This window comes from Nocardia sp. NPDC047038, from assembly GCF_040644075.1.
Taxonomy (GTDB): Bacteria; Actinomycetota; Actinomycetes; order Mycobacteriales; family Mycobacteriaceae; genus Nocardia; species Nocardia sichangensis.
The window spans coordinates 565,574-588,643 of the sequence record NZ_JBEYVQ010000002.1; the positions used below are offsets into that span (position 1 = coordinate 565,574).

The 23,070-nt window shown below is 68.1% G+C and carries 20 protein-coding genes; 10 read left to right on the top strand and 10 right to left on the bottom strand.

From position 1 onward, the window contains the following. Positions 1-113: 113 nt before the first annotated feature. Both ABZ824_RS10885 and ABZ824_RS10890 read right to left on the bottom strand, forming a co-directional pair. Positions 114-911 (bottom strand): DUF1707 domain-containing protein, encoded by a 798-nt coding sequence (locus tag ABZ824_RS10885; protein ID WP_356963096.1) that lies wholly within the window; start codon positions 909-911, stop codon positions 114-116. A 3-nt stretch (positions 912-914) separates the two neighbouring features. Further along, on the bottom strand, positions 915-2,018 hold the full coding sequence (locus ABZ824_RS10890) for a DUF1707 domain-containing protein (RefSeq protein WP_356963097.1): 1,104 nt from the start codon (positions 2,016-2,018) through the stop codon (positions 915-917). A gap of 112 nt (positions 2,019-2,130) precedes the next feature. On the opposite strand from ABZ824_RS10890, the gene ABZ824_RS10895 reads away from it, so the two are divergent. The 3 genes from ABZ824_RS10895 to ABZ824_RS10905 all read left to right on the top strand — a co-directional run bounded on the left by ABZ824_RS10895 (position 2,131) and on the right by ABZ824_RS10905 (position 8,004). After that, the gene (locus ABZ824_RS10895) at positions 2,131-2,550 is read left to right on the top strand and encodes a DUF5318 domain-containing protein (RefSeq protein WP_355071181.1); all 420 of its coding nucleotides are present in this window, start codon (positions 2,131-2,133) and stop codon (positions 2,548-2,550) included. Between the two features lie 684 nt (positions 2,551-3,234). Beyond that, on the top strand, positions 3,235-5,430 hold the full coding sequence (locus tag ABZ824_RS10900; RefSeq protein ID WP_356963488.1) for a transglycosylase domain-containing protein: 2,196 nt from the start codon (positions 3,235-3,237) through the stop codon (positions 5,428-5,430). 843 nt (positions 5,431-6,273) lie between these two features. Further along, positions 6,274-8,004 carry a glycosyltransferase 87 family protein gene (locus ABZ824_RS10905; RefSeq protein ID WP_356963099.1) on the top strand — a complete coding sequence of 577 codons (1,731 nt, stop codon included), beginning with the start codon at positions 6,274-6,276 and terminating at the stop codon, positions 8,002-8,004. 21 nt (positions 8,005-8,025) lie between these two features. Here ABZ824_RS10905 and ABZ824_RS10910 read toward each other — a convergent pair whose 3' ends face one another. Beyond that, positions 8,026-9,597 (bottom strand): TerD family protein, encoded by a 1,572-nt coding sequence (locus ABZ824_RS10910; protein ID WP_356963101.1) that lies wholly within the window; start codon positions 9,595-9,597, stop codon positions 8,026-8,028. Positions 9,598-9,625: 28 nt separating this feature from the next. Next, the gene (locus tag ABZ824_RS10915) at positions 9,626-11,047 is read right to left on the bottom strand and encodes a TerD family protein (protein WP_356963103.1); all 1,422 of its coding nucleotides are present in this window, start codon (positions 11,045-11,047) and stop codon (positions 9,626-9,628) included. Between the two features lie 181 nt (positions 11,048-11,228). Here ABZ824_RS10915 and ABZ824_RS10920 point away from each other — a divergent pair, with 181 nt between their 5' ends. The 5 genes from ABZ824_RS10920 (at position 11,229) to ABZ824_RS10940 (ending at position 15,911) form a co-directional block, all read left to right on the top strand. After that, a complete protein-coding gene (locus ABZ824_RS10920; protein ID WP_039803249.1) occupies positions 11,229-11,852 on the top strand; it encodes an AIM24 family protein in 624 nt (207 codons plus the stop codon). 6 nt (positions 11,853-11,858) lie between these two features. Further along, entirely contained in the window at positions 11,859-12,554 is a 696-nt protein-coding gene (locus tag ABZ824_RS10925) for an AIM24 family protein (protein WP_356963104.1), read from the top strand. Between the two features lie 2 nt (positions 12,555-12,556). Further along, positions 12,557-13,321 (top strand): AIM24 family protein, encoded by a 765-nt coding sequence (locus ABZ824_RS10930; protein WP_355072070.1) that lies wholly within the window; start codon positions 12,557-12,559, stop codon positions 13,319-13,321. 103 nt (positions 13,322-13,424) lie between these two features. After that, the gene (locus ABZ824_RS10935) at positions 13,425-14,927 is read left to right on the top strand and encodes a hypothetical protein (RefSeq protein WP_355071171.1); all 1,503 of its coding nucleotides are present in this window, start codon (positions 13,425-13,427) and stop codon (positions 14,925-14,927) included. A 138-nt stretch (positions 14,928-15,065) separates the two neighbouring features. Then, the gene (locus ABZ824_RS10940; RefSeq protein ID WP_355071170.1) at positions 15,066-15,911 is read left to right on the top strand and encodes a hypothetical protein; all 846 of its coding nucleotides are present in this window, start codon (positions 15,066-15,068) and stop codon (positions 15,909-15,911) included. A gap of 3 nt (positions 15,912-15,914) precedes the next feature. Here the strand turns inward: ABZ824_RS10940 and ABZ824_RS10945 are convergent, their stop codons facing one another. After that, positions 15,915-16,712, bottom strand: a complete 798-nt coding sequence (locus ABZ824_RS10945; protein WP_356963106.1) for an MBL fold metallo-hydrolase — start codon at positions 16,710-16,712, stop codon at positions 15,915-15,917. Positions 16,713-16,759: 47 nt separating this feature from the next. Here ABZ824_RS10945 and ABZ824_RS10950 point away from each other — a divergent pair, with 47 nt between their 5' ends. Continuing rightward, positions 16,760-17,158 carry a MerR family transcriptional regulator gene (locus ABZ824_RS10950; protein WP_356963108.1) on the top strand — a complete coding sequence of 133 codons (399 nt, stop codon included), beginning with the start codon at positions 16,760-16,762 and terminating at the stop codon, positions 17,156-17,158. Positions 17,159-17,354: 196 nt separating this feature from the next. Here ABZ824_RS10950 and ABZ824_RS10955 read toward each other — a convergent pair whose 3' ends face one another. After that, positions 17,355-17,537, bottom strand: coding sequence for a hypothetical protein (locus ABZ824_RS10955; RefSeq protein WP_356963109.1), 183 nt, complete (start codon positions 17,535-17,537; stop codon positions 17,355-17,357). Positions 17,538-17,737: 200 nt separating this feature from the next. Here ABZ824_RS10955 and ABZ824_RS10960 point away from each other — a divergent pair, with 200 nt between their 5' ends. Further along, entirely contained in the window at positions 17,738-18,442 is a 705-nt protein-coding gene (locus ABZ824_RS10960; RefSeq protein ID WP_356963111.1) for a class IV adenylate cyclase, read from the top strand. On the opposite strand, the gene ABZ824_RS10965 is transcribed toward ABZ824_RS10960, so the two are convergent. Genes ABZ824_RS10965 through ABZ824_RS10980 form a run of 4 tightly spaced genes read right to left on the bottom strand, consistent with a single transcriptional unit; the run spans position 18,414 to position 23,069 of the window. Beyond that, complete coding sequence (locus ABZ824_RS10965) at positions 18,414-19,202, bottom strand: HAD family hydrolase (protein ID WP_067808418.1); 789 nt, start codon at positions 19,200-19,202, stop codon at positions 18,414-18,416. The two genes, ABZ824_RS10960 and ABZ824_RS10965, sit on opposite strands and share 29 nt — an antisense overlap. Before the next feature lie 59 nt (positions 19,203-19,261). Then, complete coding sequence (locus ABZ824_RS10970) at positions 19,262-20,401, bottom strand: cysteine protease StiP family protein (RefSeq protein WP_355071157.1); 1,140 nt, start codon at positions 20,399-20,401, stop codon at positions 19,262-19,264. Further along, on the bottom strand, positions 20,398-21,858 hold the full coding sequence (locus ABZ824_RS10975) for a phosphoribosyltransferase family protein (RefSeq protein ID WP_356963113.1): 1,461 nt from the start codon (positions 21,856-21,858) through the stop codon (positions 20,398-20,400). Before ABZ824_RS10975 ends, ABZ824_RS10970 begins: the two co-directional genes overlap by 4 nt. Continuing rightward, on the bottom strand, positions 21,855-23,069 hold the full coding sequence (locus ABZ824_RS10980; RefSeq protein WP_355071153.1) for an HpcH/HpaI aldolase/citrate lyase family protein: 1,215 nt from the start codon (positions 23,067-23,069) through the stop codon (positions 21,855-21,857). The genes ABZ824_RS10975 and ABZ824_RS10980 overlap by 4 nt, the downstream gene beginning before the upstream one ends. Position 23,070 lies beyond the last annotated feature (1 nt).

Sequence of the window (23,070 nt, forward strand, 5' to 3'; positions counted from 1 at the left end):
CGGGCTTCACCCCCTGACTGTGTACAGAACCTAACCGATGGATGCGACTTTCCACTATATCGGAGCGATACATCTGTGCACAGCCGTAGGCCCGGTGCGGCCGAACTCGCGGTTCAGCGAGTGGGTGGGAAGACCGCGAGCGGCTCGCCCGCGAAAGTGGTCGTCAGGTAGCCGGACGAGCCGTCCTTGCCCGTGACGTGGATCTCCACGACGGCGCCGCGATCGTATGGACCGTGCGTATCGAACTGCACGATGACCAGGGTGATCACGCCGTCCGGGCACCTCACCGTCCGCGGCGCACCGGCCAGCAGGCCTGCGATGGCGGGCACGTCGATGGCGGCCAGGTCGAAGCTGCGGGCCCCGCGTTCCCGCTGGGAGGTCCCGGAGGTGCGGAAGTCGCCGTTGTAGTGGTAGTCGCCGGTCTCGGAGGCGCTACCGGGCTTCTGCCGGTCCACAACCGCATACTTCGGATAGAACGTGACCTCGTCGGCGTTCATATCGCCGAATTCGGCCCGGTACTCCGCGAGGAAATAGGCCAGCCCCGCGCCGGTGGTCAAGTCGGGAACGTCCTCCCCGAAGCCGGGCAGATCGACGCCGCAACGACTGATCCCCCCGACCATCGCGCCTGCCACCAGGGCCGCGACGACCACCGACACCGGCGCCAGCCAGCGGCGCGGACGCCGCCGGTCGACCCGGACCACCGGGGCGTTCGCCAGCCCGTCGGGGATCTGCAGATCATCGATCAACGCCTCGAGCTCGCCGAAGGACTTCGCGCGCATGGCTTGGGCGGTACGCGCGGCGTGCTCGTCGGCGGTGAGCTGGCCGTCAGCGAGCGCGGCGTCCAGCAGCCCGCACACGTCGGCGCGGTCGGTGTCGCGGGCCCGGACGTCGCTGTATCGGGTGGTCGCCATCGCTCATCCTCCGAACGGCCATACGCGGCGCACCTCGCCCGTCGGGGTCAGCACGAAGTGGCCGCTTTCTTTCACCGCGTTGCTCACGTAGACCTCGATGACGGGTTGCCCGGCAGCAACGCCGTACCCGGGAGACAGACCGTTCACGCCCACCTTGAAATGCGTGACGACGCCGCCGGGCACTCGGGTCATGGTGGCCGCGTCGGCGAGAGCCCGGCCGATCGCCTCCACGTTCAGTCCGGCCAGATCCACCGACGGCGTGTCCGCCTTGCGTGTCTCGATCTGCATGGACTGGGCGAAACCACCGCGGTAGTCGTATTGGACCTTCCGGTTCGGCTGGCCGGGCACAGCCCGGGTGAGCGAGGCGTAATCACCGTGCATATACAGCTCGTCCACCTGGAGGTCGCCGAATTTCCGCTGGTAGTTGCGCAGGAAGGTGGCGATCCCCTCGGTGGTGACCAGACTCGGCGTCGGGACCACCACGGGCTGCACCGCCCCCACGTCCACGACCGGCGGGGCTTGCGCCGTGGATCGCGGTTCCGCCTCCCTGGTGACCGCGAGAAAACCGGCGCAGGCGGCCAGCGCCGCCGCCGCAGCGACCGCGGCCCGATACCACTGGGGTCGATGCGACCGCGGCGGACGCGGCGCGGGGGCGACGTCGCGTGGCCGCTGGAGATCCGCGACCAGATCGTCCAGATCTCCCAGGGTGCGCGCTTCCGCGGCGAGTTCGGTGAGGGCGTCGTGCTCGTCTTCGGACAGCTGACCGTCGGCACGGGCGCGGTCGAGGAGTTCGCGCGTAGTGGCGCGATCGGCATCGCGCGCCCTGGTGTGACCGGGATAACTGCCGCCGGAACCGGAGCGGCGCAATACTTTTCGCGCGCCCGACGGGCGCCGCGCGGCGAACCCGCGCGCAGCGGCCTGGGTTTGCAGGTCGGCGGTGAGCGCGGCCAATTCGCCGAGCGTCTTCGCCGCCGCGGCCTGCGCGATCCGGTCGTGGTACTCGTCGGCGCCGAGCTGCCCCTCGGCGTAGGCGGCATCCAGAAGACCGGATGCGTCGGCGCGGTCGAGATCACGCGCTCGCATGCGCCCGGATGCTGCGGTGGACACAGACGGATCGTAGTCCGGGTAGCGGCGCGACGCGCTGGATCGGCCCGGTCGGGAACGGTCAATCCGCAGCAGCCCGGGGCGGCCCGATTCCATCCCCGCTACTCTGGTTCTCGTGCGAATTCAGCGGCAAGTTGTCGACTACGCCCTGCGGCGCCGGTCGCTGCTGGCTGACGTCTATGCGGGCCGGGTCGATGTCGCCGAGGTGTGTGATGCGAATCCTTATCTCTTGCGTGCGGCGAAGTTCCATGGCCGCGGGAGCGAGGTCACATGCCCCATCTGCCGGAAGGAACAGCTGACCCTCGTATCCTGGGTCTTCGGCGACGGCCTGGGGCCGGTCGCCGGATCGGCTCGCACACCCGAGGAGCTTGCGCGACTCGCCGAGACGCGCGAAGAATTCTCGGTTCATGTCGTCGAGGTATGCCGGACCTGCAGCTGGAATCATCTGGTGCAGTCCTATGTACTCGGTTCCGCGCCGGCACCGCCGCGACGCCGCTCCGGGACACGCGCGAACCGGCGCACCGCCGCCGAATGAAGTGCCTGGGTCGTCCCCGGCGGGTGACTCGCGGAGCCGGCATGCGTCCGCCGCGGTGACGACTACCGCTGATTGCCACCTGGACCGCTACGAGTTATGGAGATCTTGTCAGTGAATTCGCCCTACGAGCCCTACGGCGATGAGCCACATGGCGGTCGTCCTCCGCAGAGTTCACGTCCAAGTCCCAACCCGTATCAGAATCCCCGTCCCGGACCACCTCCCGGCGCCCGTCCGGTCCCGCCGCCCGGTGCGCGTCCCCTCCCCGGTGAGCCGCGCGGCCCCCAGCCGCCGCGCCGTCCCGGCCCTCCGCCGAACGGTCGTCCTCCGCAGGGCGGCCGTCCGCCCCAGCCGGGCCGACCGCCACAGCCCAACCGCGGCGCGCCCAATGGTGGCGCTCCCGGCCCCCAGCCTGCCCAGCGGACGCAGCGGCCGGGTTCCCTGACCGAGGCGGTGAACGAACGCGACAGGCGCGGCCCCGCCACCGGACCGCGTCCGGCCACCGGCGCACGTCCGGCGGTGGACCGTGACGGACGTCGCGTCCCCGGTAGCGGCCCCACGACCGGCGAACGCAGGCAGGCCGCGGGCGGTCCGCCGTCGGGCCCGCCGCCGCGCCGCGGCGGCAGCGGCGGCTCCGACGGGCCGGGAAGGCGGCAACCCGGGCAGCAGAAGAAATTCCCATGGCGGATCGTGCGCCGCACCCTCTACGTGCTGATCGCGCTGGCCATTCTGCTGCCCAGCGGCATCTTCCTGGCCGCGTACACCACGGTGTCGGTGCCGCAGCCGGGCGACCTGAAGTCGAACCAGGTGGCGACCATCTTCGCCTCCGACGGCACCTCGGTGATCAGCAAAGTGGTTCCGCCGGAAGGCAACCGGACCGACGTCACCATCGACCAGATCCCGCCGCACGTACGCAACGCGGTGATGGCCGCCGAGGACCGCGACTTCTACACCAACCCCGGCTTCTCGATCTCCGGCTTCGCGCGCGCGGCCAGGGACAACGTTCTCGGCCGGGAGAGTGCGGGCGGTGGCTCGACCATCACCCAGCAGTACGTGAAGAACGCGCTGGTCGGTGACGAGCACTCGCTGACCCGCAAGATGCACGAGCTGGTCATCTCGGCCAAGATGGCGCGGCAGTGGAGCAAGGACGAGATCCTCGCCGCGTACCTGAACACCATCTATTTCGGTCGCGGCGCTTATGGCATCGACGCGGCGGCCAAGGCGTACTTCGGCAAGCCGGTGTCGGAACTCACCGTCGCCGAGGGCGCGGTGCTCGCCGCCACCATCCAGCTGCCGTCCAGCCTGGACCCGGAGAAGAACCCCGAGGGCGCGAAGACCCGCTGGAACTACGTGCTCGACGGCATGGTCTCCGGCGGCAACCTCAGCGCGACCGAGCGACAGGGCCTGCAGTACCCGCAGGTCGTCCCGCTCTCCTCGACTCGGGACAAGGCGCAGGACTCCGGCCCCGAGGGCCTGATCAAGACCCAGGTGCTCAAGGAACTCGGCGCGGCGGGCATCAGCGAGCAGCAGCTGAACACCGCGGGCTTGCAGATCACCACCACGATCGACCCGAAGGCCCAGCAGGCCGCCGTCGACGCGGCCACCTCGAAGATGCAGGGTGAACCGGAGCAACTGCGTACCGCCGTGGTCTCGATCGATCCCCGCACCGGCGCCGTGCGCGCCTACTACGGCGGCAACAACGGCCAGGGCTACGACTACGCCAACGCCGGCCTGCAGACCGGTTCCTCGTTCAAGGTCATCGGCTTGGCGGCGAACCTGGAGTTGGGCATCCCGCTGTCGCAGATGTACGACAGCTCGCCGCTGACCGTGAACGGCATCAAGATCTCCAACGTCGAAGGCGAGCAGTGCGGCACGTGCACCATCGCCGAGGCGCTGAAACGGTCACTGAACACCAGCTTCTACCGGATGGAGCTGGACATGCAGAACGGCCCGCGCAAGATCGCCGACATGGCGTACAAGCTCGGCATGCCGGACACCATCGCGGGAGTCGGCAAGACGCTCACCGAGTCGGACGGCTCCGGGCCCAACAACGGCATCGTGCTCGGCCAGTACCAGGCGCGGCCGCTCGACATGGCCTCGATGTACGCGACGCTGGCCGCCTCCGGCGTCTACCACGCGCCGCACTTCGTGTCGAAGGTCGTGACCGCCGACGGTCAGGTCCTGCTCGACCGTGGTGAGGTAGCCGGTGAGCAGCGCGTTTCGGCCGCTGTCGCCGACAACGTCACCGCCGCGATGAAGCCGATCGCGGCCTACTCCCGTAACCACGGGCTGGCCAACGGGCGCGAATCGGCGACCAAGACCGGTACCGCGCAGCTGCTGGATACCGGCGAGAACAAGGACGCCTGGATGGTGGGCTACACCCCGTCGCTATCGACAGCGGTGTGGGTCGGCAGCGTCGACAACTCGCCGCTGCGCAACTACAGCGGCGGCATGATCTACGGCTCCGGTCTGCCCTCCGACATCTGGAAAGCGACCATGGACGGCGCGCTCTCGGGGACTCGCAACGAGACATTCCCGAAGCCCGCCCCCATCAAGGGCCAGGCCGGTGTCCCCGAATGGTCGGCGCCCTACACTCCGCCGTCCACTGTCGACTCTCCGCTTCTGCCACCCGTGGTGGTCGCGCCGACCCAGGTGGAGATTCTGCCCGGCATCACGATCCCGGTCCCCGGCGTCCAGCCCGCACCTCAGCAGCAGCGCCCGCAGCAGCAGCGTGAACCGGACTCCGGACCGCTGCCCGGCCAACCGGTCGCACCGTCCGACGGTGCCGCACCGACGGCCACCGGCTCACCGAGACCCGGCAACAACGGCAACTCGGGTAACAACGAAGGCACGAACGGAACCGCTCCGACACGGGGCCGATAGTTCGCCGGCGCACAGGCCGGGTCCGACCGCATCAGGTCCGGTCCCGGCCTTCGTCGTATTTGCGCCGGATTGCCGAGAGACGGCTTGCTCCCTGGGCTGGTAATTCCGGGAAGCCGTGATCGATCGGTCCGGTCGGCGAATTCCATTCCCGGCGCCCTCGGACGCAAATACATATCCGAACTTCGGTGGACAGGATCACCGTGAAAAAACGCCCTCTCTGGGCAGACATTATTGGTCAGCAGTCATGCGGGCCATCCCCGCCCGGCGTCATTCATACCCAACGCATGAGAAAATGCGGAAAGGCTCGACCGCCCAACAGCGGTCGAAAGACCGAATCCTTTCAGCCCTGGCCAACGTATCCGATCGCAGCCAGGGCCGACACGAAGGAAGAGATCAGATCGGAGTCTTGTACCAGAAACCATTCGGATCCTGGTAGCACCTCTCCCTGGCACCCGCCCAGCTCAAGCATTCTGTGTACTTGAAGTATCCCTGCAGGACGACATACGTTCCGTCGGATATCTGCACACACTTGTCCGGTATGCCTTTCCACCCCAGACACTCCGAGTAGGACGAATACCCTGCCGAGGCATTTCCGGCAAGCCCCACCAATGCCGCTCCAGCCACAGTCAGTGAGACGATAATCTTCTTGAACATACCCACCCCGTTTCAAAGCAGACGCGTCAGAATTGTGCGTCAACCGATCGGATCATAACAGCTACGTTATTGCCGCGGAAGCGGATTACGCTCGCGATGCTCGGAGGCCGTGCGCGGATGGCAACGCGCGGAAGACCGAAGCCGACTCGGTCCGGACCGTGGGCCGTACTCCGGGTAGCCTCGGTTTCCGTGACCGATCAGCAGCTGGTGGAGCCACGGAGGAATGGGAGGGCACCGCTGTCGGACCAGAAGGCGCCCGGTGGGGCGTACTACGCCGCCCCTGCTCCGCTCGCCTCTGATCTGCGATCGGCGGACGCGCGGGACCGGCCGAGTCGCAACGATTCGCTCGCCGCGCAATTGTCGACGGTGATCGGTGGGCCGGTCGGTGATCATGCGCTGATCGGGCGGGTGCGGTTCTGGACGCCCATGCGGGTGATGATGGCGTTCGCCCTGGTGTTCCTGGCGCTCGGCTGGTTCGGCAAAGCGGGATGCATCCAGCAGACCACCGGCGCGGACGGTCCCACGCTCGACTGGAACAACGGCCGCCAGTACGTGGCGATGTGCTATTCGGACACCGTGCCGCTCTACGGGGCCGAGCGCCTGAACGAAGGCGCCTTCCCGTACAAGAAGCAGTGGACCGAACAGACTCCCGACGGTGGGCGGGAGACGCGGTACATGGAATATCCCGTGCTCTCGGGCCTGTACCAGTACCTTTCGATGCGGATCGCGAAGAGCTGGGACGCTTCGCCGCTGCCCGGCGCGCTCCAAGTGGTGATCTACTTCAACGTCGTCGCGGTCGGTCTCGCCATCGCCTGGCTGATCACCGTCTGGGCGTCGGCGTTGCTCTCCGGCCGCCGGATCTGGGACGCGGCGCTGATCGCCTGTTCGCCGTTGGTGATCGTGCACGCCTTCACCAATTTCGACGCGCTCGCGACGGCCTTCGCCGCAACCGGCCTGCTCGCCTGGGCCCGGCGCAAACCCGTGCTGGCGGGCGTGCTGCTCGGTCTGGGCGGTGCCGCCAAACTGTATCCGCTGTTGCTGCTCGGGCCGATCCTCGTGCTGTGCCTGCGTACCGAGACGAGGCAACGCACGCTGCGCACGCACCTCGGCCTGCGGATACGCGACATCGACGGCTGGCCGACCTTCCTGGCGTGGGTGCGGGAGACGCCCTACCGCATCCAATTCCTCAGCGCCCGACCGATCGGCGCCGCGTCCGTCGCGATGTGCGCCGCGCTGGCGACCTGGCTGGTGGTGAACCTTCCGATCGCCGCGCTGTTCCCGAACGGCTGGCAGGAATTCTTCCGGCTCAACACCACCCGGCACGCCGACCCGGACTCGATCTACAACGTGATCTCCTCGTTCACCGGCTGGCGCGGCTTCGACGGCGCGCTGACCTACGGGGAGCAGCCCGCGATCCTGAACGCGGTCTCACTGCTGGCGTTCGTCGCGGCCTGCGCGGTGATCGCCTACATCGGATTCACCGCGCCTCGACGGCCGCGGCTGGCGCAACTGTGCTTCCTCGTGGTCGCGGCGTTCCTGCTGACGAACAAGGTGTGGAGTCCGCAGTACTCGTTGTGGCTGGTGCCGCTGGCCGTCCTGGCGCTGCCGCACCGGCGCATCCTGCTGACTTGGATGACCGTCGACGCGCTGGTCTGGGTGCCGCGAATGTTCTACTACCTCGGTTTGGACCGCAAAGGTTTGCCAGAGCAGTGGTTCACCGGCACCGTCGCCCTGCGCGACCTGGCGGTGGTGGGACTGTGCGCCCTGATCGTGCGCCAGATCTACCGCCCGGAGGAGGACCTGGTGCGGCGCGACTTCGTCGACGACCCGGTCGGCGGTGTCGTCGACCGCATGCCGGATCCGCCGCTGCCCTGGCTGCCTGAGCCGCTGCGGCCGCGAACGGCGGTCGCGGGCGGCTGACCCGGTCGCCGGTTCAGGCGCTCACCTCGTACGCAGGAAGCGCGCCTGCCGTTCCGGCTCGTGCGGCAGCAGGTCCAGATCGAGTTGCCACGCGCTGCCGGTCCATGGATCGAACAGCGGCGTGCCGCCGATCGTCGGCAGGTGGCGGCACGACTGCGACAGCATCGCCACGGTGGTGTCGGCCGAATCGGATTCGTTCGCGCCCACGATCACGATGGACAGTCCGATCAGCTCGCCGCGCGTGATCAACGCGCCGATGCGCTGCGCGTCCGAACTCTGGTAGCCGTGCGGGAAGTCCGCGGCCAGCAGGACCCGGTGCTCGCTGGGCGGCGTGAAAGCACCGCTCGTATAAGCCAATTCCGCCAGTTCGGCCGCGTCCACCAGCGCTTGCAGCCGCGCCGAGATGTCGGCGTGGTCGGTGACCGGCGGTCCGTTCAGCACGGGAGCGAGCAGGCCGGTGAAGCCGCCGAACGCATCGGTGAGGTCGATGATGTCGACCAGCGTTCGCCGTTGCGGCGCCGTGGCGAGCAACCGGGCAAGCAGTGCGCCCACGACCGGCGCGACCGCACGGGTCGACTCGGCATCGATCCACAGCGGCCGATTCAGCGGCACCGGAACACAGTACGGAACACGCAGCGACCCCCGGTCGAGCGCGTACAACTCACCGAGCCGGATACCGTCGCTCGGCGCGGACGGCTTGTCCCAAGCGGGTGATTCCCAGGACGCGAGGGCGGGCGGCAGCACCCGGTCGGCCGCGGCGAGTTCGCCCATCAGCTGTTCGGCATCCCGCTGGTGGTTGCGCTCGGCGGTGTCGACTAGTTCGTCGTGCCGTTGCTGCGCGGCGCTGCGCGCCTGCTCGGCCGCCGGAGTGTTCCTGGTCGCGGGATCGGATACGGCGAGCGACAGTTCGTGATCCAACCGCTTGGCCGCGTACTCTCGCGCCGATACCAGCGCGGCGGCCGACCGCGCGGCGTCCTCGAACACCATCCACAGCCGTTCCAGGCCGTGACCGACTTCCAGCGGCGCACCGGCGGCGGCGATCTGCGCGTCACCCGCCAGTGGACCGGACATGGTGTGCGTACCGGGTTGGTCGGCCTGCTCCGGGGCCGCACCGTCGACCTCGACACCGTGCGCGGTGAGCAGCACGGCGAGGCCGCCCGCGTAACCCTGGCCCACCGCCCGCAGTTTCCAGGCCGGACCGCGCCGGTACACCTCCAGGCAGATCAGCGCCGTCTCACCGGACGACGGGGCGATCGCGAATTCGGCGGTCGCGCTGCCGTTCTCGGACAGGGTGGCGGTGACCGGCCCGAGCCCGCCCGCCCGCGCGGGGGCGGCCGGATCGACGCTGACCACGAGTAGTACGGCCTTCGCGTCCGCGCGCACCTCGGTGAGCGTGATCGTGACCCCGTCGGCCGCCAAGGCGACCCCTGCCGTGGCGGGCTGGTTGTAGAAGACGAAATCGTCGCTGGAGAACACCTTCAGGTTCTCCGCCACCACCAGCGCGGAAACATCGAGGGCAGCCTCGGCTTTCGCACCGAAACGAACGACCTCACCGGTCAACGGGATGTTCTGACCGGCCTGCAGTTTAATCACCTTGTCCGCCCTGCTGTCCCGCCGCCGATCAACCGTTGACGAGGAAGCGGCCGAGCTGCGGCACCGCCTCACCCGGATGCTTGGCCTGGAAGCCTTCGCCGAGCGCCTGCAGTTTCCAGTCGTTGCCCACCCGGTACAGCTTGGCCATCGCCATCGCGGTGAACGGCATGCCGCCCGCGAGGGTGTATCTGGCCAGCTCGCCGTTGTTCGTCCCGTCGACCAAGCGGCAGAACGCGTTCTGCACCTGCTCGAAGGTGTGGCCCTTGTAGGAGGTCACGATGAACAGCAGCGTGTTGACGTGCGCGGGGACGCGGGTCAGGTCGACCAGGATCACCTCGTCGTCGCCCTCACCCTCACCGGTGAGGTTGTCGCCCTGGTGGCGGATGGAGCCGTCTTTGGAAGTCAACTGTCCGTAGTACGCGACGTCCACCGGGTTCATGTCGGCGAACATGATGACCGACGCGTCGAGGTCGATGTCGACCGTGCGGTTGCCGAACATGCCGCGGCTGCGCACCGGATCCCAGCCGAGACCCATCTTCACGAAGGTCAGCGCGGTGCCTTCCTTGCGCAGCGTGACGCGCTGCCCCTTGACCAGGCTGACCGGGCGGTCCTTGCTGAGGCTGACCTCGGCGGGCTGCTGCGGCTGCGGCGGCTGGCCGGGCGGCGGGTAGCCGGGCCCGGGGCCGGGCGGCGGCGGGTAACCCGGACCGGGCGGCGGATAACCAGGGGCACCCTGCGGTGGCTGGCCGGGGCCGGGCGGCGGGTAGCCAGGTCCGGGCGGCGGATAACCACCGGTCGGCGCGTACTGCGGCGCCTGCTGCTGGGTGGGGTACGCCGGGGTGGTCGGCGGCGGGTAGTTCGGCTGCTGCTGGACGGGCGGCTGCTGAACCGGCTGCTGCGGAGGCGGCGGCGGGGCCTGCGGAGCCTGAGCGGGCTGGGCGGGAGCATCGTCGACCGTCACACCGTGATCGGTGACCAGCGCGGCGAAACCGCCCGCGTAGCCCTGTCCGACCGCACGCACCTTCCACGCACCCTGGCGGCGGTACAGCTCGAGCGCGATCACGATCGACTCGGTGTTCAGCCCGTCGATCCGATAGGCGTACAACTGATTTCCGGCCGCATCCGACACGATCGCGGTCGGGGCGGGGAACCTACCGAAATTGCTGTTCGCGTCGTCGAGCGTGATCACAGCGCGAATCTGATCGATGTCGGCGGGCACCGCGTTCAGCGACACCGCCAGCGACGCGGGCTGGCCCGCGGGCGCAGGCTGCAGATTGACCCCGGGGCCGCTCGGCTGGTTGAAGAAGACGAAATCCGCATCGGAACGGACCTTGCCCCGCTCGGTGACCAGTAGCGCCGACAAATCCGCCGGCGCCGTGAGCTGGACGGATATCACCACGTCGTTGGTGGCCAGCGGACCGTTCTGGCCCTTGGCGAGAGTTGCGGACAAGTTCGACCCTTCGCTTGTCGGTGCGTTCGCCTGACACTCTACGAGAAACGCGCTGCGCGGCGCTGGAATCGAACGGCCGTGCTGCCCCGACACCCACGGAAGCATCGGTTAGGGTGACGGCACGTAGATGGAATACGGCGATTCCACCGTGTTCCCGATCGAGACAGCAGGCAAACATTCCATGGCGCAACTGTTCGAGCAGTCGAAGAAGGTGATCGAGGCCCACCTGGCCGGCACCAGTCTCCGCGCGATCTCCGGTTCGATGATCGCCTACGAGGGAAATGTGCAGTTCAAGGCGGCCGGCTTCGGCGGTGGCGACGGCGTGCTCGCCGGGCTGAAGCGCCGAGCCACCGGTGAGAAGCTCTCGCTGATGGAGTGCGCCGGTCACGGACGAGTGTTCTTCGCGGTCAACGGCCAGCACGTCACCGTCGTCAACTTGAACAACGAGACGCTGCAAGTGGAGTCGCAACAACTGCTCGCGTTCGCCGGGAACCTCCGCACCGACGTGCGTTTCGCCGGTTTGCGCGGTGCGTCGACCGGACAGGGCCTGTTCACCACGACCGTCTCCGGCCAGGGCCAGGTCGCGCTGCTCTCGGCCGGCGGTCCGCTCATCCACCTGGAGGTCTCGCCGCAGTACCCGCTGATCGTCGATCCGGACGCGTTCGTCGCGGCGCGCGGAAACCTCAACCAATCCTTCGTCACCGACGTGTCCTGGCGCAGTTTCGTCGGTCAGGACGCGGGCGAGGCGTTCTCGCTGCGCTGGGACGGCCACGGCGTGGTGTTGATCCAACCGGCGGAACGGTAGAGACGGATGTTCGAGAAGATCAACGGCAAAGTCGTCAAGGTCAACGTCGGAATGGCGGGAGGCGTGGTCGCCCGCAACGGCGCGATGCTGTTCTACACCGGCGATGTTTCCTTTGCCCCCCACCAGGTTCCGGGGGCGCAAGGGATGGGCGGCATGGGCGGGCTGATGGGGCTCGCGGGCCGCGCGATGGCGGGTGAGCACGAGCGCACCATGCTCGCGCAGGGCAATGGCGAGGTCCATTACGGATTCGCCGGCCTGGAGGTGCACGTGGTGCACATGCAGCCGGGTGCGACGTTGCGCGTCGAGGCTTCGCGGCTGCTCGCCAACACCGCCGGATTGCAGAGTTCGGTCGTCTCCGTGATGAGTTCGGGTGGCGGAGGCGGTGGCGGCCTGATGGGCGCGCTGCGTGGCGCCGCCTCGGGGGCGTTGACCGGACAGGGCCTGTTCACCACCCAGTTGTCCGGGCAGGGCGCCGCGGTGCTGCTCGCGCACGGCGGATTCCTGGAATTGCAAGTAGGCGGCCCGAATCCGGTCGTGGTCGATCCGCAAGCCTTCGTCGCCGCCTACGGCAATGTGCAGACCGAGCTCAAAGCGGCGCTGAGCTGGCGGGACGCCGTCGGGCGCGGGTCCGGCGAGGCGATGCAGTTGCATTGCGTCGGGCAGGGCGTCGTCTACGTGCAGGCCTCCGAAGAGAAGTTGTGAGCATGTCCCAGATCCTCAACCCCATGAACCTCGGTGAGAGCGACAACATCCCGGGAAACAGCTACGCCTATTGCATCGACCTGAACAAGCCGTGGTTCATGCGCAAGGGCGCGATGATCGCCTATTACGGCGACATCCGGTTCCAGGCGCTCAGCCACGGGTTGCAGGGCGGACTGCTGCACATGGTGTCGCAGCAGTTCTCGGCGCCGCTGTTCACCGGCGACTACGTCGTCGCGGAGGGGCACGGCAAGCTGATCATCGGCGACCGTGGCTACGACATCAACTCCTACGATCTCGAGGACAACGGCAACCTGACCATCCGGGCGGCGAACCTGCTGGCCTTCGAGCCGGGCCTGTCGCTCAACCAGTCCATCGTGCCCGGGTTCCTCACGTTGATCGGCACCGGCAAGTTCCTCGCCTCGTCCAACGGGCCGGTGATGTTCGCCGAGCCACCGCTGCGCGTCGACCCCGAGTCGCTGGTCGGCTGGGCGGATTGCCCCTCCCCGAGCCACCACTACGACGAACGCTGGATCTCGGGTTTCCTGGCCGCCGGTGCGGCACGATTCGGCGTGAACTCCGGTGAGGAGCGCCAGTTCGATTTCACCGGCGCGGGGACCGTGCTGATCCAGTCCAGCGAGAAGGTGCTCAGCGACTCCGTGTTGGTGCGCACCATCGAGGGACAGATCCAGAGCGGCATCACCGTCGGCGGCCTGCAACGACTGCAAGGACTCATCGCCCAGCAACTGGCCGGGCACCAGCAGTACTGAAACGCGGCGACGACGCGAATCGGGTACCGACGGTCGCGGCCGTGCCCGCGTAATCACTCGCGTGGGGGATTCGCGGCCCGCCGGACCCGGATACCGTTCATTCGTGTTTCACATCCTCCCCTCCCAGGTTCTGCGCGCGACCCTGCCTGCGGCAATCCTCGCCGCGGTAGTCGCGGTGCCCGCCGCCGCGACGCCGATCCCTTCGGTGCCCGCCGTGCCGGAACCGGCGCGATTCGTCGGTGCCGCCGCGAGCGGCGAACCGGTCACCGGCATCCCACCGGTCCCGCAGAATCCACATCTCGCGCCGAACGGAAACTCGGGAGTCCACAACGACGGGTGGATGAGCGATACCTACCGCCGCCCCGGTCCGCTCGGCCGGTCACCGCGGACTGATTCCCTGCTGCTCGGCAGCGAGTGCGGTTCGGTGGCGTTCGACCGCGCCGGACGCATCGTCAGCACCTGCCTGGGGCTGCAACCGGGCCTTTACCTCATCGACCCGACGACGATGAGCGTCCTCGGCAAACATCCACTGCCGGGCAAGAATCCCCTCGATACGCTGCGGCCCGGCGCTTTCAACAATTTCGGCGGCGGCGGGTACTTCTACCTCGATGACGAAGACCGCGCCGTGGTGGGCACCAGCACCGGACACATTCAAGTGTTCGCCGAGAACCCCGCCGCCGACGGGTTCTCGCTGGTACGCGACTACGACCTGACCGGCGTGCTGCACCCCGAGGAGACGCTGAACTCCGCACTGCCGGACTCGAACGGCCTGATCTGGTTCGTGGCCAAGACGAACGGCGTGGTCGGCACACTGGATCCGGATACCGGAGCGGCGCAGGTGGTTCGGCTCGGAGACGGTACGGAGAATCAGATCGAGAACTCGTTCGCGGTCGGTGCGGCCGGTGAGGTCTACATCGCCACCAACCGGCGGCTCCTGCGTTTCGACGCCGGTCCCGACGGCGCGCCCCGGATCACCTGGCAAACCACCTACGCCAACAGCAACCAGCGCAAGCCGGGCCAAGTGGACGACGGAACCGGCACCACGCCCACCGTCCTGCCCGACGGCTATGTCGCCATCACCGACAATGCCGATCCGATGAACGTCGTCGTCTACCGCACCGCGCCCTCGGTCGCCGAACGGCAGGTGTGCGCGGTGCCGGTGTTCGAGCCGGGCCACAGCGCCACCGAGAACTCGCTGATCGGCGCGGGACGCTCACTCATCGTCGAGAACAACTACGGCTACGGACACCCCGACGCGGTCGCCTCCGGCAAGACCACCGCCGCGGGCTTCGCCCGTGTCGACATCGACGCCGACGGCAACGGCTGCCATCTGACCTGGACCAACGCGGTCGAAGCCGCGCCGTCGGTGGTACCGAAGCTGTCCCTGGCCACCGGGTTGATCTACACCTACACGAAGGGCACCGATCCGAGCGATCCCTGGTACTGGACGGCCCTCGACTACCGCACCGGCGCGACCGTGTGGAAACAGCTGTCCGGCACCGGCCTCGGCTTCAACAACAATTACGCCGGAATCGCCCTCGGCCCCGACGGAGCGGCCTATCTCGGCACACTCGGCGGACTGGTGTCGATGCGCGACAGCGGGTGAGCCGGGGCGCGCGAACCGCGTCGGAGCAGAACAGACTCGTGGGCGTATCACTTACGGAGAGCGAAGGATTCGCGACAGGTCGGTGAACTCGTCTCGATGTTCCCCAAGGGCCGGTGACGGTCGGCGGAGAATCGAAAGATGGCTGACTTGGCGCTTTCGCCGCAGCGCCGCACGGCGCTGACGAACCTCGTCCAAGACGAATCCACCTTCGCGACGGCGTATCCGCGGGTCGCGGACTACTGGTCCACCGCGGGCCGGTTGCCCGGCACCGGTGACGACATCACCGACGCCACGTTCGACCTACACCTACTGCACTACATGACCGGCGGTGCCAGCACGAATCCGTACTGGGACATCGTCGCCGCCGCGGTATCGCCCGGACCGAGGGAGCGCGCGAACCGCGCCGAGGTGAACGGCGGCAACCCGAAAGGCAGTGCGCGGCTGGCGTATGCGCAGATCGTGCTGCAAGCCGCGTACGCGTACGCGATCCCCGCACCTGCCACACTGCGCTGGGTAGCGGACGTCGCGCAGGGCAGGCCGGTGCTGGAAGTCGGCTCCGGGCGCGGTTACTGGGCGCATCAGCTCACCCGAATCGGCGTGCCCATCAGCGCTTTCGACTCCCACCCGCCGGACCGGGCGACCAACACGGCCTTCCCCGCCGCGCCGGGGCAGGCCGCGACCTGGCATCCCACCGCCACGCCGCCGTCTTCCACGGCCGATCTGGTCGCCGGGCACGCCGACCACGCGCTGTTCCTCTGCTGGCCGCCCGGCTGGGAGAACCCGATGGCCTCCAGCACCCTCGCCGCCTACCAGGAGGCGGGCGGCTCGTCGCTGATCTACATCGGCGAAGCACGCGGCGGGCGGACGGCCGACAGCGCGTTCTTCGACCTGCTCGAAGCCGGATGGACCTTGCTCGACCAAGACCCGGGCTATATCTCGTGGTGGAATCTCGGCGACCGGGCACAGTGCTGGCAGCGCCGCTAGGGGTCAGCTCGCGCGCTGGAACTCCCACGGGTCGTGCGCGCTGATCAGGGTGACCTCGTCGCCGTGATCGCGGTGTAGCTCGCGCAGCCGAGCCTGGGTGCCCAGCCGCAGGTCGTGGTGGACCTCGGAACCGGTCTGCACGACGTCGAGCACCGGGTGCGGCTGCGGAGCCGGATCGAGTTCGCGGTGGTAGTAGTACGCGTCGCCGCAGTGCAGCAACCAACTGTCGCCGTGGCGAACGGCGACCCCGGTGTGGCCCGCGGTGTGCCCGCCCAGCGGGATCAGCTGGAAGTCGTCGGGCAGGTCCTTCGGTTGGATCGCGTTGAAACCGAACCATTGTCCGGTCGGTTCCGACGGGTAGGCCACCCAGTTCGGATCGTGCGCCCAGTGCGCGGAGCGATAGCGGAAGCTCGGCGCTTCGGCCTGCGCCGCTGCCAGTTCGGCGGCGAGGACGTGGACCTGTGCGTGCGGGAAGTCGGGCAATCCGCCGCAGTGGTCCACGTCGAGGTGGGTGAGGATGATGTGCCGGACGTCGGCGGGCTCGTAGCCGAGCCGTTCGACCTGCCGAATCGCGGTTTCGTCTTCGGAAAGGATGGGCTGGGCCATCGCCACCCAGTCCGCGCCGAGGGTGCCCGCCGGGTCGCGCACGTCGTCCAGTCCGATGCCCGTCTCGATCAGGACCAGGCCGTCGGAAGCGGTCTCGACCAGCAGGCAGTGGTTCACGGCATGCGCGGGCGCGGGTCCGTCGTAGGTGGCTTCGATCTGCCGAACCGATCCGCAATTGAGGTGATGGATTGTCATGTGAGCTAGTCTGTGACTTGAAGCGCGGTTCAAGTCAAGGAGACGAGATGGCCGACCTGCTCGATATCGCCGAGGTCGGCGAACAAACCGGCCTCGCCCCCTCCGCCCTGCGTTTCTACGAGAAACGCGGACTCATCGCCCCGACCGGCCGCAACGGCCTGCGCCGCACCTACCACCCCGACGTCTTGAGCCGCCTGGCCCTCATCATCTGCGCACGCGGCGCCGGTTTCACCCTCACCGAAATCGCCCGCTTCCTCCGCGCCTCCCCCTCCGACGCCGAACTACGCGCCCGCATGGCCGACAAAGCCCGGCAACTCGACGACGACATAACCCGCCTCATCCGCATGCGCGACAGCCTCCGCCACGCCGCCACCTGCACCCACGACCCGTTGGTCGAATGCCCGGACTTCAAGTCGACCTTCGACCCCGCCGCCGACATGGTGTGAGTCGACGAATGCATCCGACGGGCCGATAGACGGGCGGCCTATTCGCTGGTCGAGTCGATCGGGAATGCCTTCCCGTCGATGATTACGAAAGGTTCGCTGGCGAATCCGTACTCATCCACGACCGACCACGTCCCATCGGCGTGCTCCATCCAGGCGGCAGGACCGTCTTGCTCGTTCCTCCCCTGTCTGCCCACGGCTAATCCTCCGACAATCCAAAGCTGTAGGCCGCGGCGGACAGGTACTGCTTGCAGCCGGGGCCGTGACCGCAGTGGACATTCGCCACGAACCGCGCTTGCTCCAGCGATCGGAAGGAACCATCCATCGCGCAGTTTCGGTGCATCCTGCGCCACTGCCCGGCGTCGGCGAGCGAGATGCTCATCGATCCGTCTCCTGCTCGACGCGGTGGATGACAAGCCCGAAGTGGGCGCGCTCTTGCGGCGACGCGATGTGTCGGCGCTACTCCGCTCAGTTCAGCGGTACACCGGAGCGAGCCAAGCACGCATCGCAGCGGCGGTAGGGCTGGGCCAAGGCCGAGTCAACGAGATCATCAACAGCAGAAGAACTGTCACACGCTTCGACGTGTTCGAGCGGATCGCGGATGGCATCTCGATGCCGGACCACGCGCGCGTCTTGTTCGGCCTTGCTCCACGTCACGCGCATACACTCACCGGCCACGCCGAGATCGCGCAAGCATTCACCGGGAGGATCGGTCACATGATCGAGGCGGAACTCAAGGCTCGAGTCCGTGACGTCGAGTCGGTGAAAGCTGCACTGGCGGCGCGGAGCGCAGGTCAGCGCTCGAAATATCAGGACACCTACTATGACCTGGCGGACGACCGATTGTCTTCGGAGGGCCGTGAACTGCGGTTGCGGACAATCACTACGGACAATGGTCGGCGATCCCTGCTGACCTACAAGGAACCCACGATCGACACGGCCAGTGGATCGAAGCCGGAATACGAGACCGAGGTGGACGACCCTTCGGTGATGGACTCCTTGCTACGCGGTCTCGATCTGAAAGTCCTGGTCGGCTTCGAAAAGCATTGCATCAATTATAGATTCGTGTCTGAAGGACGCGAGCTGCTGGCCACGCTGTTGACCGTCCCCGAATTGGACGGCACGTTCATCGAGCTGGAAACCATCGTGCCCGAATCGGAGCTGGCGGAAGCGCTGGAGGTCGTACGGACCACGCTCCGACAGCTCGGCATCGCGGACGGCGATGTCACCACCGAGCAGTACACCGATGCCGTGCTCGCTACGCGGAAGGCGTCGGAGCTGCCTTGATGAACCAGTTGATGATCTCCTCGCCCGCGAGGATGCCGGTGGCTCGGGTGACGGTGAGGTTGGGGTGGGTCCAGTTGAGTTGTTCGAGTTCGCCGTGGCGGGGGCGGATGGCGGAGTCGGCGGCGCGCAGCATTTCGGCGTCGAGGGCGCCGTCGCCCGCCGCGAGGGTGCGGGCGTCGTCGGCGAGTTCGCCGCTTTCCCAGAGGCGCTTGCGCACCTCGTCCACCGCGCGGCTCTTGCAGACGGCCTGCGGCATGGTGTAAATCTTGCGGCCCTGCTGGGACGCGGACCAGCCGCGCGGACGGCACCAGTCGTCCCACTCCGCCAAGAACCCCTCGGGAACCTCCTTGGGCTTCACCACCAGGTAGCAGAACAGATGATCGGCCACGCGGAACTTGGTGACCCACGAGTCATCGATGCGGGTGTGCAGTTCCTTGCTCACCTCGGACAGGGTGGCGCCCCCCGCGCGAACCTGGGCGTCGATGCCGATGCGCCAGCTCAGGTCGGGCACGCCGTCGACCAGGATGTTCCCGCCGTTGCTGGTGATCGCGTAGCGCCACGGCGCTCCGGGCAGCCGGATGCGGTCGAACTGTTTGATGGTGCGGGTGGTGGTGGGAACGACGGCGGCGGGTTCGGTCAGGGTCTGCATCCGCAGCGCCGCGGTGGTGGTCATGAACGACAGCGGCGCCCCTTCCAGATGCTCCACGCAGACCGTCGGCACGTCGGCGGTGGTGCTGAAGGCGTTACGCGAGTAGATCATCGTCCGGTCCAGGTCGGTCGCGATCAGCGCCCGTCTTCGATGGGTTGCCGGGGATAGGTTCACTGCTGCACGTCCTTGATCAATCCCATACACGAATATGCCAGGTCGGCGACGATTTCGACCGGGACACCCCGGGCCGAGGCGAGCATCCGGATGTGCGCGTGCTCCGGCGCGTCCGCCTCGCGCACCAGCACCCGCCACGGCACCCGCCGCAGCAGCACCCGCGTGGTCTCGCCGACACCGGGCTTCACGAAATTCACGCTGGTGATGCCGTACCGCTCCCGCACCTGCTCCACCGATGCCCAGCCGGTCCAGGTGGGCGTCCGGTCGCTCGCGCGGATCGCGGCCACCTCGGCGGGCACCCGATCGCGGATCGCGTCGAAGGCGCCGCTCACGGTGTCCAGCAGGCGGCCGGACACGTCGTCACCGGCCAGTTCGCGGTAGAACTTGGCGCCGTGGAAATCGCCGGGCCCGATCAGCGTGTCGTTCAGAACCGTGCGCGAAACCAGGCCGGAGACAGTCGAATTCAGGCAGGCCGAGGCGATCAGGAAGTCGTCGCGGGTGCCGTAGGTGCGCACGCAGTGCCCTGGATCGGCCAGCACCGCCAATTCGTCGTCGAACCGCGGGCCACCGGCGGCGTGGTAGGCGTCCAGCGCTTCGGTCAGTTCGCGGGTGATCGCGCCTTTGCCGGTCCATCCGTCCACGAACACGACCGAGGACGGATCGTGCTGCTCGGCCAGATAGTCCAGCGCCACCGCGTCGATGCCGCGATCCCGCACGATCGACACCGCGTAGTGCGGCACCTCCAGGCTCGGACGCCGCGAACGCAGCCACCGGCGCATGAGAATGCCGACCGGCGTGCCCGCGCGGGCCAGCGACACCAGGACGACGTCCTCGCCACGTTCGGCGACGACCAGCTCCGACACGGTCGCCACGGCCAGCGCGAGCCGTTCGGCGCTGGCCGCGAGCACCTCGTCGAAGAGCGCGCGGTACGACGCGTCGGGCTGATATTCGATCGGCAGCGACTCCGCGTAGTGCGCCTTCCCGGCCTGGATCCGCCGTTCCCGCTCGGCGATGTCGGCCTCCAGGTCGACTTCCGACAGATCCTTCAGCAGCCAGGAAACTTCCTCGGCCGCGTAGGAGCCGAATTCCGGTCCGTGCAGCGGGATGGGTAGCGCGCCCACCCTGGTACCGGTCATCTCCGGCTCCCGTTCGACTCCACGCGTTCGGCGTACAGCCGCCGCGGATCCGCCTCCGGCAGCACCGCGAGCAGCACGTCGGCCCCGGAAGCGGTCAGTACATCGATCAGCCCGTGTTCGGCCGTCAGCTCCGCGGTGTCGGCAGGCGAGTCGACCACGACGACGAGCACCGGATCGGCGGCCGGGCCGTCGCCCTCCGCGCCGCTGTCCACACCGTCGTCGGTGATCGTCACGGCGGCATCGCGGTCCGACCGGGCGGCGACCAGCCCCGCCAGATCGGCCTCGAACAGGTCGAGCGAGGTCGCGGGCCACTGCGCGTTGTAGAGATAGCGCGGCGCGGCATCGCCCGGCTCGGGTGCGGTGAAGCGAAACCCTCGCCGCAACGGATATCCCGGCTCATCCAGCACGTACGCGGGCGATCGCGTGGTGGTCTGGAAGCGGGTGGGCGTGCCCGACTCGGCGAGCAGCGCCGCCAATCGCAGGGGCAGGTACATCAGCTCCTCGTGTCCGAGCACGATGACGGGCCTGCCCGCGAAGTCCGCGTCGAGCCGGGCGGTCAAAGCCTGGCCTGCTTCCAGCAACGCCGCCTCGAACGCGCCGATGTCGGAAGCGAGTACGCCGTGCCTGCCACCCTCTGGAACCGCGGTCGGCCAGGGGAGTTCGACGCGTCCGAACGAACCGAGATGCGCGGCGGTCGGGTTGAGCCGCGGTTCGGGAAGGGCGCCGACCGCGTCGACCAGCCCCTCGGGCAGCGACGCGCGACCGATGGCGAGACAGACCGTGTCGATCCGGGCACCGAGTTCGGCCGCGGCCGCGTCGAATTGGGCGCGATCGGCCTCGGTGCGTAGATCGACCAGCGACGCGAGCACGTAGTGCGCACGGGGCGCGAAGGCGTGCAGCGCGCGCACCGCATCGATCGCCGTCGCGCCGGTGGATATCTCGTCATCGACGAGTACCAGCGGCAGATCGTTGACGAAGATGTCGGCAGGCGCCGGTTGCAGCAGGTGGGAAGTGGCGTGCGAGTGCCCTTCCTCGAAACCGGCGAGCGTCGACGCGTGCGGCACCGCGCGCCGGGTCGAATGCAGGTAGCAGCTCGCGCCGATTCGCGCGGCCACACAATGACCGAGACCCGTTGCGGTCTCGGCGAATCCGAGCACGACGGCATCGCGCTCACCGAGCACCGCGCGGACCAGATCGCCCAGCTGATCGCCCGCACCGAGCACCACCCGCGGATCGGTCGGGAGATGCTTGCCCAGCACGGTGGAAACCAGCAGGTGCGCCCGGCGCCGATTGTTGTGGCGCACACCCGGCTGCACCAGGGCCGTGATCGGCAAACGCGCCGTGCGCAGCCGGTCAGAGCCGAGTTCGCGCACCGGATCGTGATGCAGGTCTATACCGAGTACTTTTGTCGCCCAGAATGTTTCGTTGTCGCCGAAATCGGTCGCGGTTCGGCTCATACGGTGACCAACGCCGTCAGCAGATCCACGAACGACACTCCCTTGTTCGCCACGCCGAACACCCGCGCGCGCAACAAGGTCTGTCGCGCCCAACTGCGATGCGGCCGCATCTCGTTCATCTTGTTCCGGTAGCCGGAGGCCGCCACGCCGCCGACGTCGTCGCGCAGGATGTCCAGCGCGTCCGAGTACTCCTCGTGCGTCACCACCGACAACGCGTGCACGGCCGCCACGTGGGACGGGTGGATCACCGTCTTGCCCTGGATGCCGTTGGCCCGGTCCAACGTGATCTCCCGCAGCAAACCGTCCAGATCCCGGCTGACCAGGTACTGCCGGAACGGCACCGCGTCGGACTCCTCGAACGGCGCCGTCCGCAGCAGCGGCCGGAACATCCGTTCGTGATCGGCGAAGTACTCCCACACCGGCCCCGTGATGACGAAACCGGTTCCGTCCGCGCGCCCCAGGTAGTTCACGATGTCGGCGATGACGTCGGCGACCACGCGCACGTCGTAGATGGTCAGGTCGCGGTCGCGCCGGATGCCGAAGGTCGAGCACATGTCGGTCGCGCCGACCCGCACCGCGAGCACCCGGTCCCGGTGCGCGGCCAGCAGCGCCGCGATCTGGGTGAGTTCGTAATCGCGGGTCTCCCGATGCACCAGCCCCGCCGACTCCAGCACCGGCATCCCGTACAGCGGCCGGCCCAGCCGCTGGGCCGCCACGTTCAGCGCGTTGAGGTACTTCGGCCCGGTGACGCTGTCGAACTTCGGGAACACGAACCCGGTCAGCACCTTGGCGCCCGGTCCGAGTTGCTCGATGAGCTCGGTGATCGTGTCCGCGTCGCGCACCCGAACGAACAACAGCGGGTTGGCGTCGTGGCTGCCCGCGAGCAGATCCAGCGCGTCGACGGTCTGCCGCTTGGCGTACTCCACCTCGTGATCGGCCACCGCGTCCTCGAGGTCGATCACCATCGAACACACGCCGTGCCCGGCCCGCCTGCCGATCGTCAGCGCGAGATCGGGCCTGGTCGCGGGCGCGTACAGCGTCGCACCGAGACCGATCGCGAGCAGCTCGCGGTCGGTGTTGTCGTCGCCGAACGGTTCGGGCTGCCGGTGGAAAAGACGCCTCGCCTCCGGTCCGGGCAACTGCCGGAAGTGGCGCAGCGGCATTCGCTTCCGCAGGGAAACCTCCTGCTGGACGGCGATGCCTGCGGTCATC

Excerpts from the sequence above, each read along its gene's own strand:
- ABZ824_RS10885 (WP_356963096.1), bottom strand. The coding sequence starts at position 911 with ATGGCGACCACCCGATACAGCGACGTCCGGGCCCGCGACACCGACCGC.
- ABZ824_RS10920 (WP_039803249.1), top strand. The coding sequence starts at position 11,229 with ATGGCGCAACTGTTCGAGCAGTCGAAGAAGGTGATCGAGGCCCACCTG.
- ABZ824_RS10925 (WP_356963104.1), top strand. The coding sequence starts at position 11,859 with ATGTTCGAGAAGATCAACGGCAAAGTCGTCAAGGTCAACGTCGGAATG.
- ABZ824_RS10930 (WP_355072070.1), top strand. The coding sequence starts at position 12,557 with ATGTCCCAGATCCTCAACCCCATGAACCTCGGTGAGAGCGACAACATC.
- ABZ824_RS10940 (WP_355071170.1), top strand. The coding sequence starts at position 15,066 with ATGGCTGACTTGGCGCTTTCGCCGCAGCGCCGCACGGCGCTGACGAAC.
- ABZ824_RS10945 (WP_356963106.1), bottom strand. The coding sequence starts at position 16,712 with ATGACAATCCATCACCTCAATTGCGGATCGGTTCGGCAGATCGAAGCC.
- ABZ824_RS10950 (WP_356963108.1), top strand. The coding sequence starts at position 16,760 with ATGGCCGACCTGCTCGATATCGCCGAGGTCGGCGAACAAACCGGCCTC.
- ABZ824_RS10955 (WP_356963109.1), bottom strand. The coding sequence starts at position 17,537 with ATGAGCATCTCGCTCGCCGACGCCGGGCAGTGGCGCAGGATGCACCGA.
- ABZ824_RS10965 (WP_067808418.1), bottom strand. The coding sequence starts at position 19,202 with ATGATCTACTCGCGTAACGCCTTCAGCACCACCGCCGACGTGCCGACG.
- ABZ824_RS10970 (WP_355071157.1), bottom strand. The coding sequence starts at position 20,401 with ATGACCGGTACCAGGGTGGGCGCGCTACCCATCCCGCTGCACGGACCG.
- ABZ824_RS10975 (WP_356963113.1), bottom strand. The coding sequence starts at position 21,858 with ATGAGCCGAACCGCGACCGATTTCGGCGACAACGAAACATTCTGGGCG.
- ABZ824_RS10980 (WP_355071153.1), bottom strand. The coding sequence starts at position 23,069 with ATGACCGCAGGCATCGCCGTCCAGCAGGAGGTTTCCCTGCGGAAGCGA.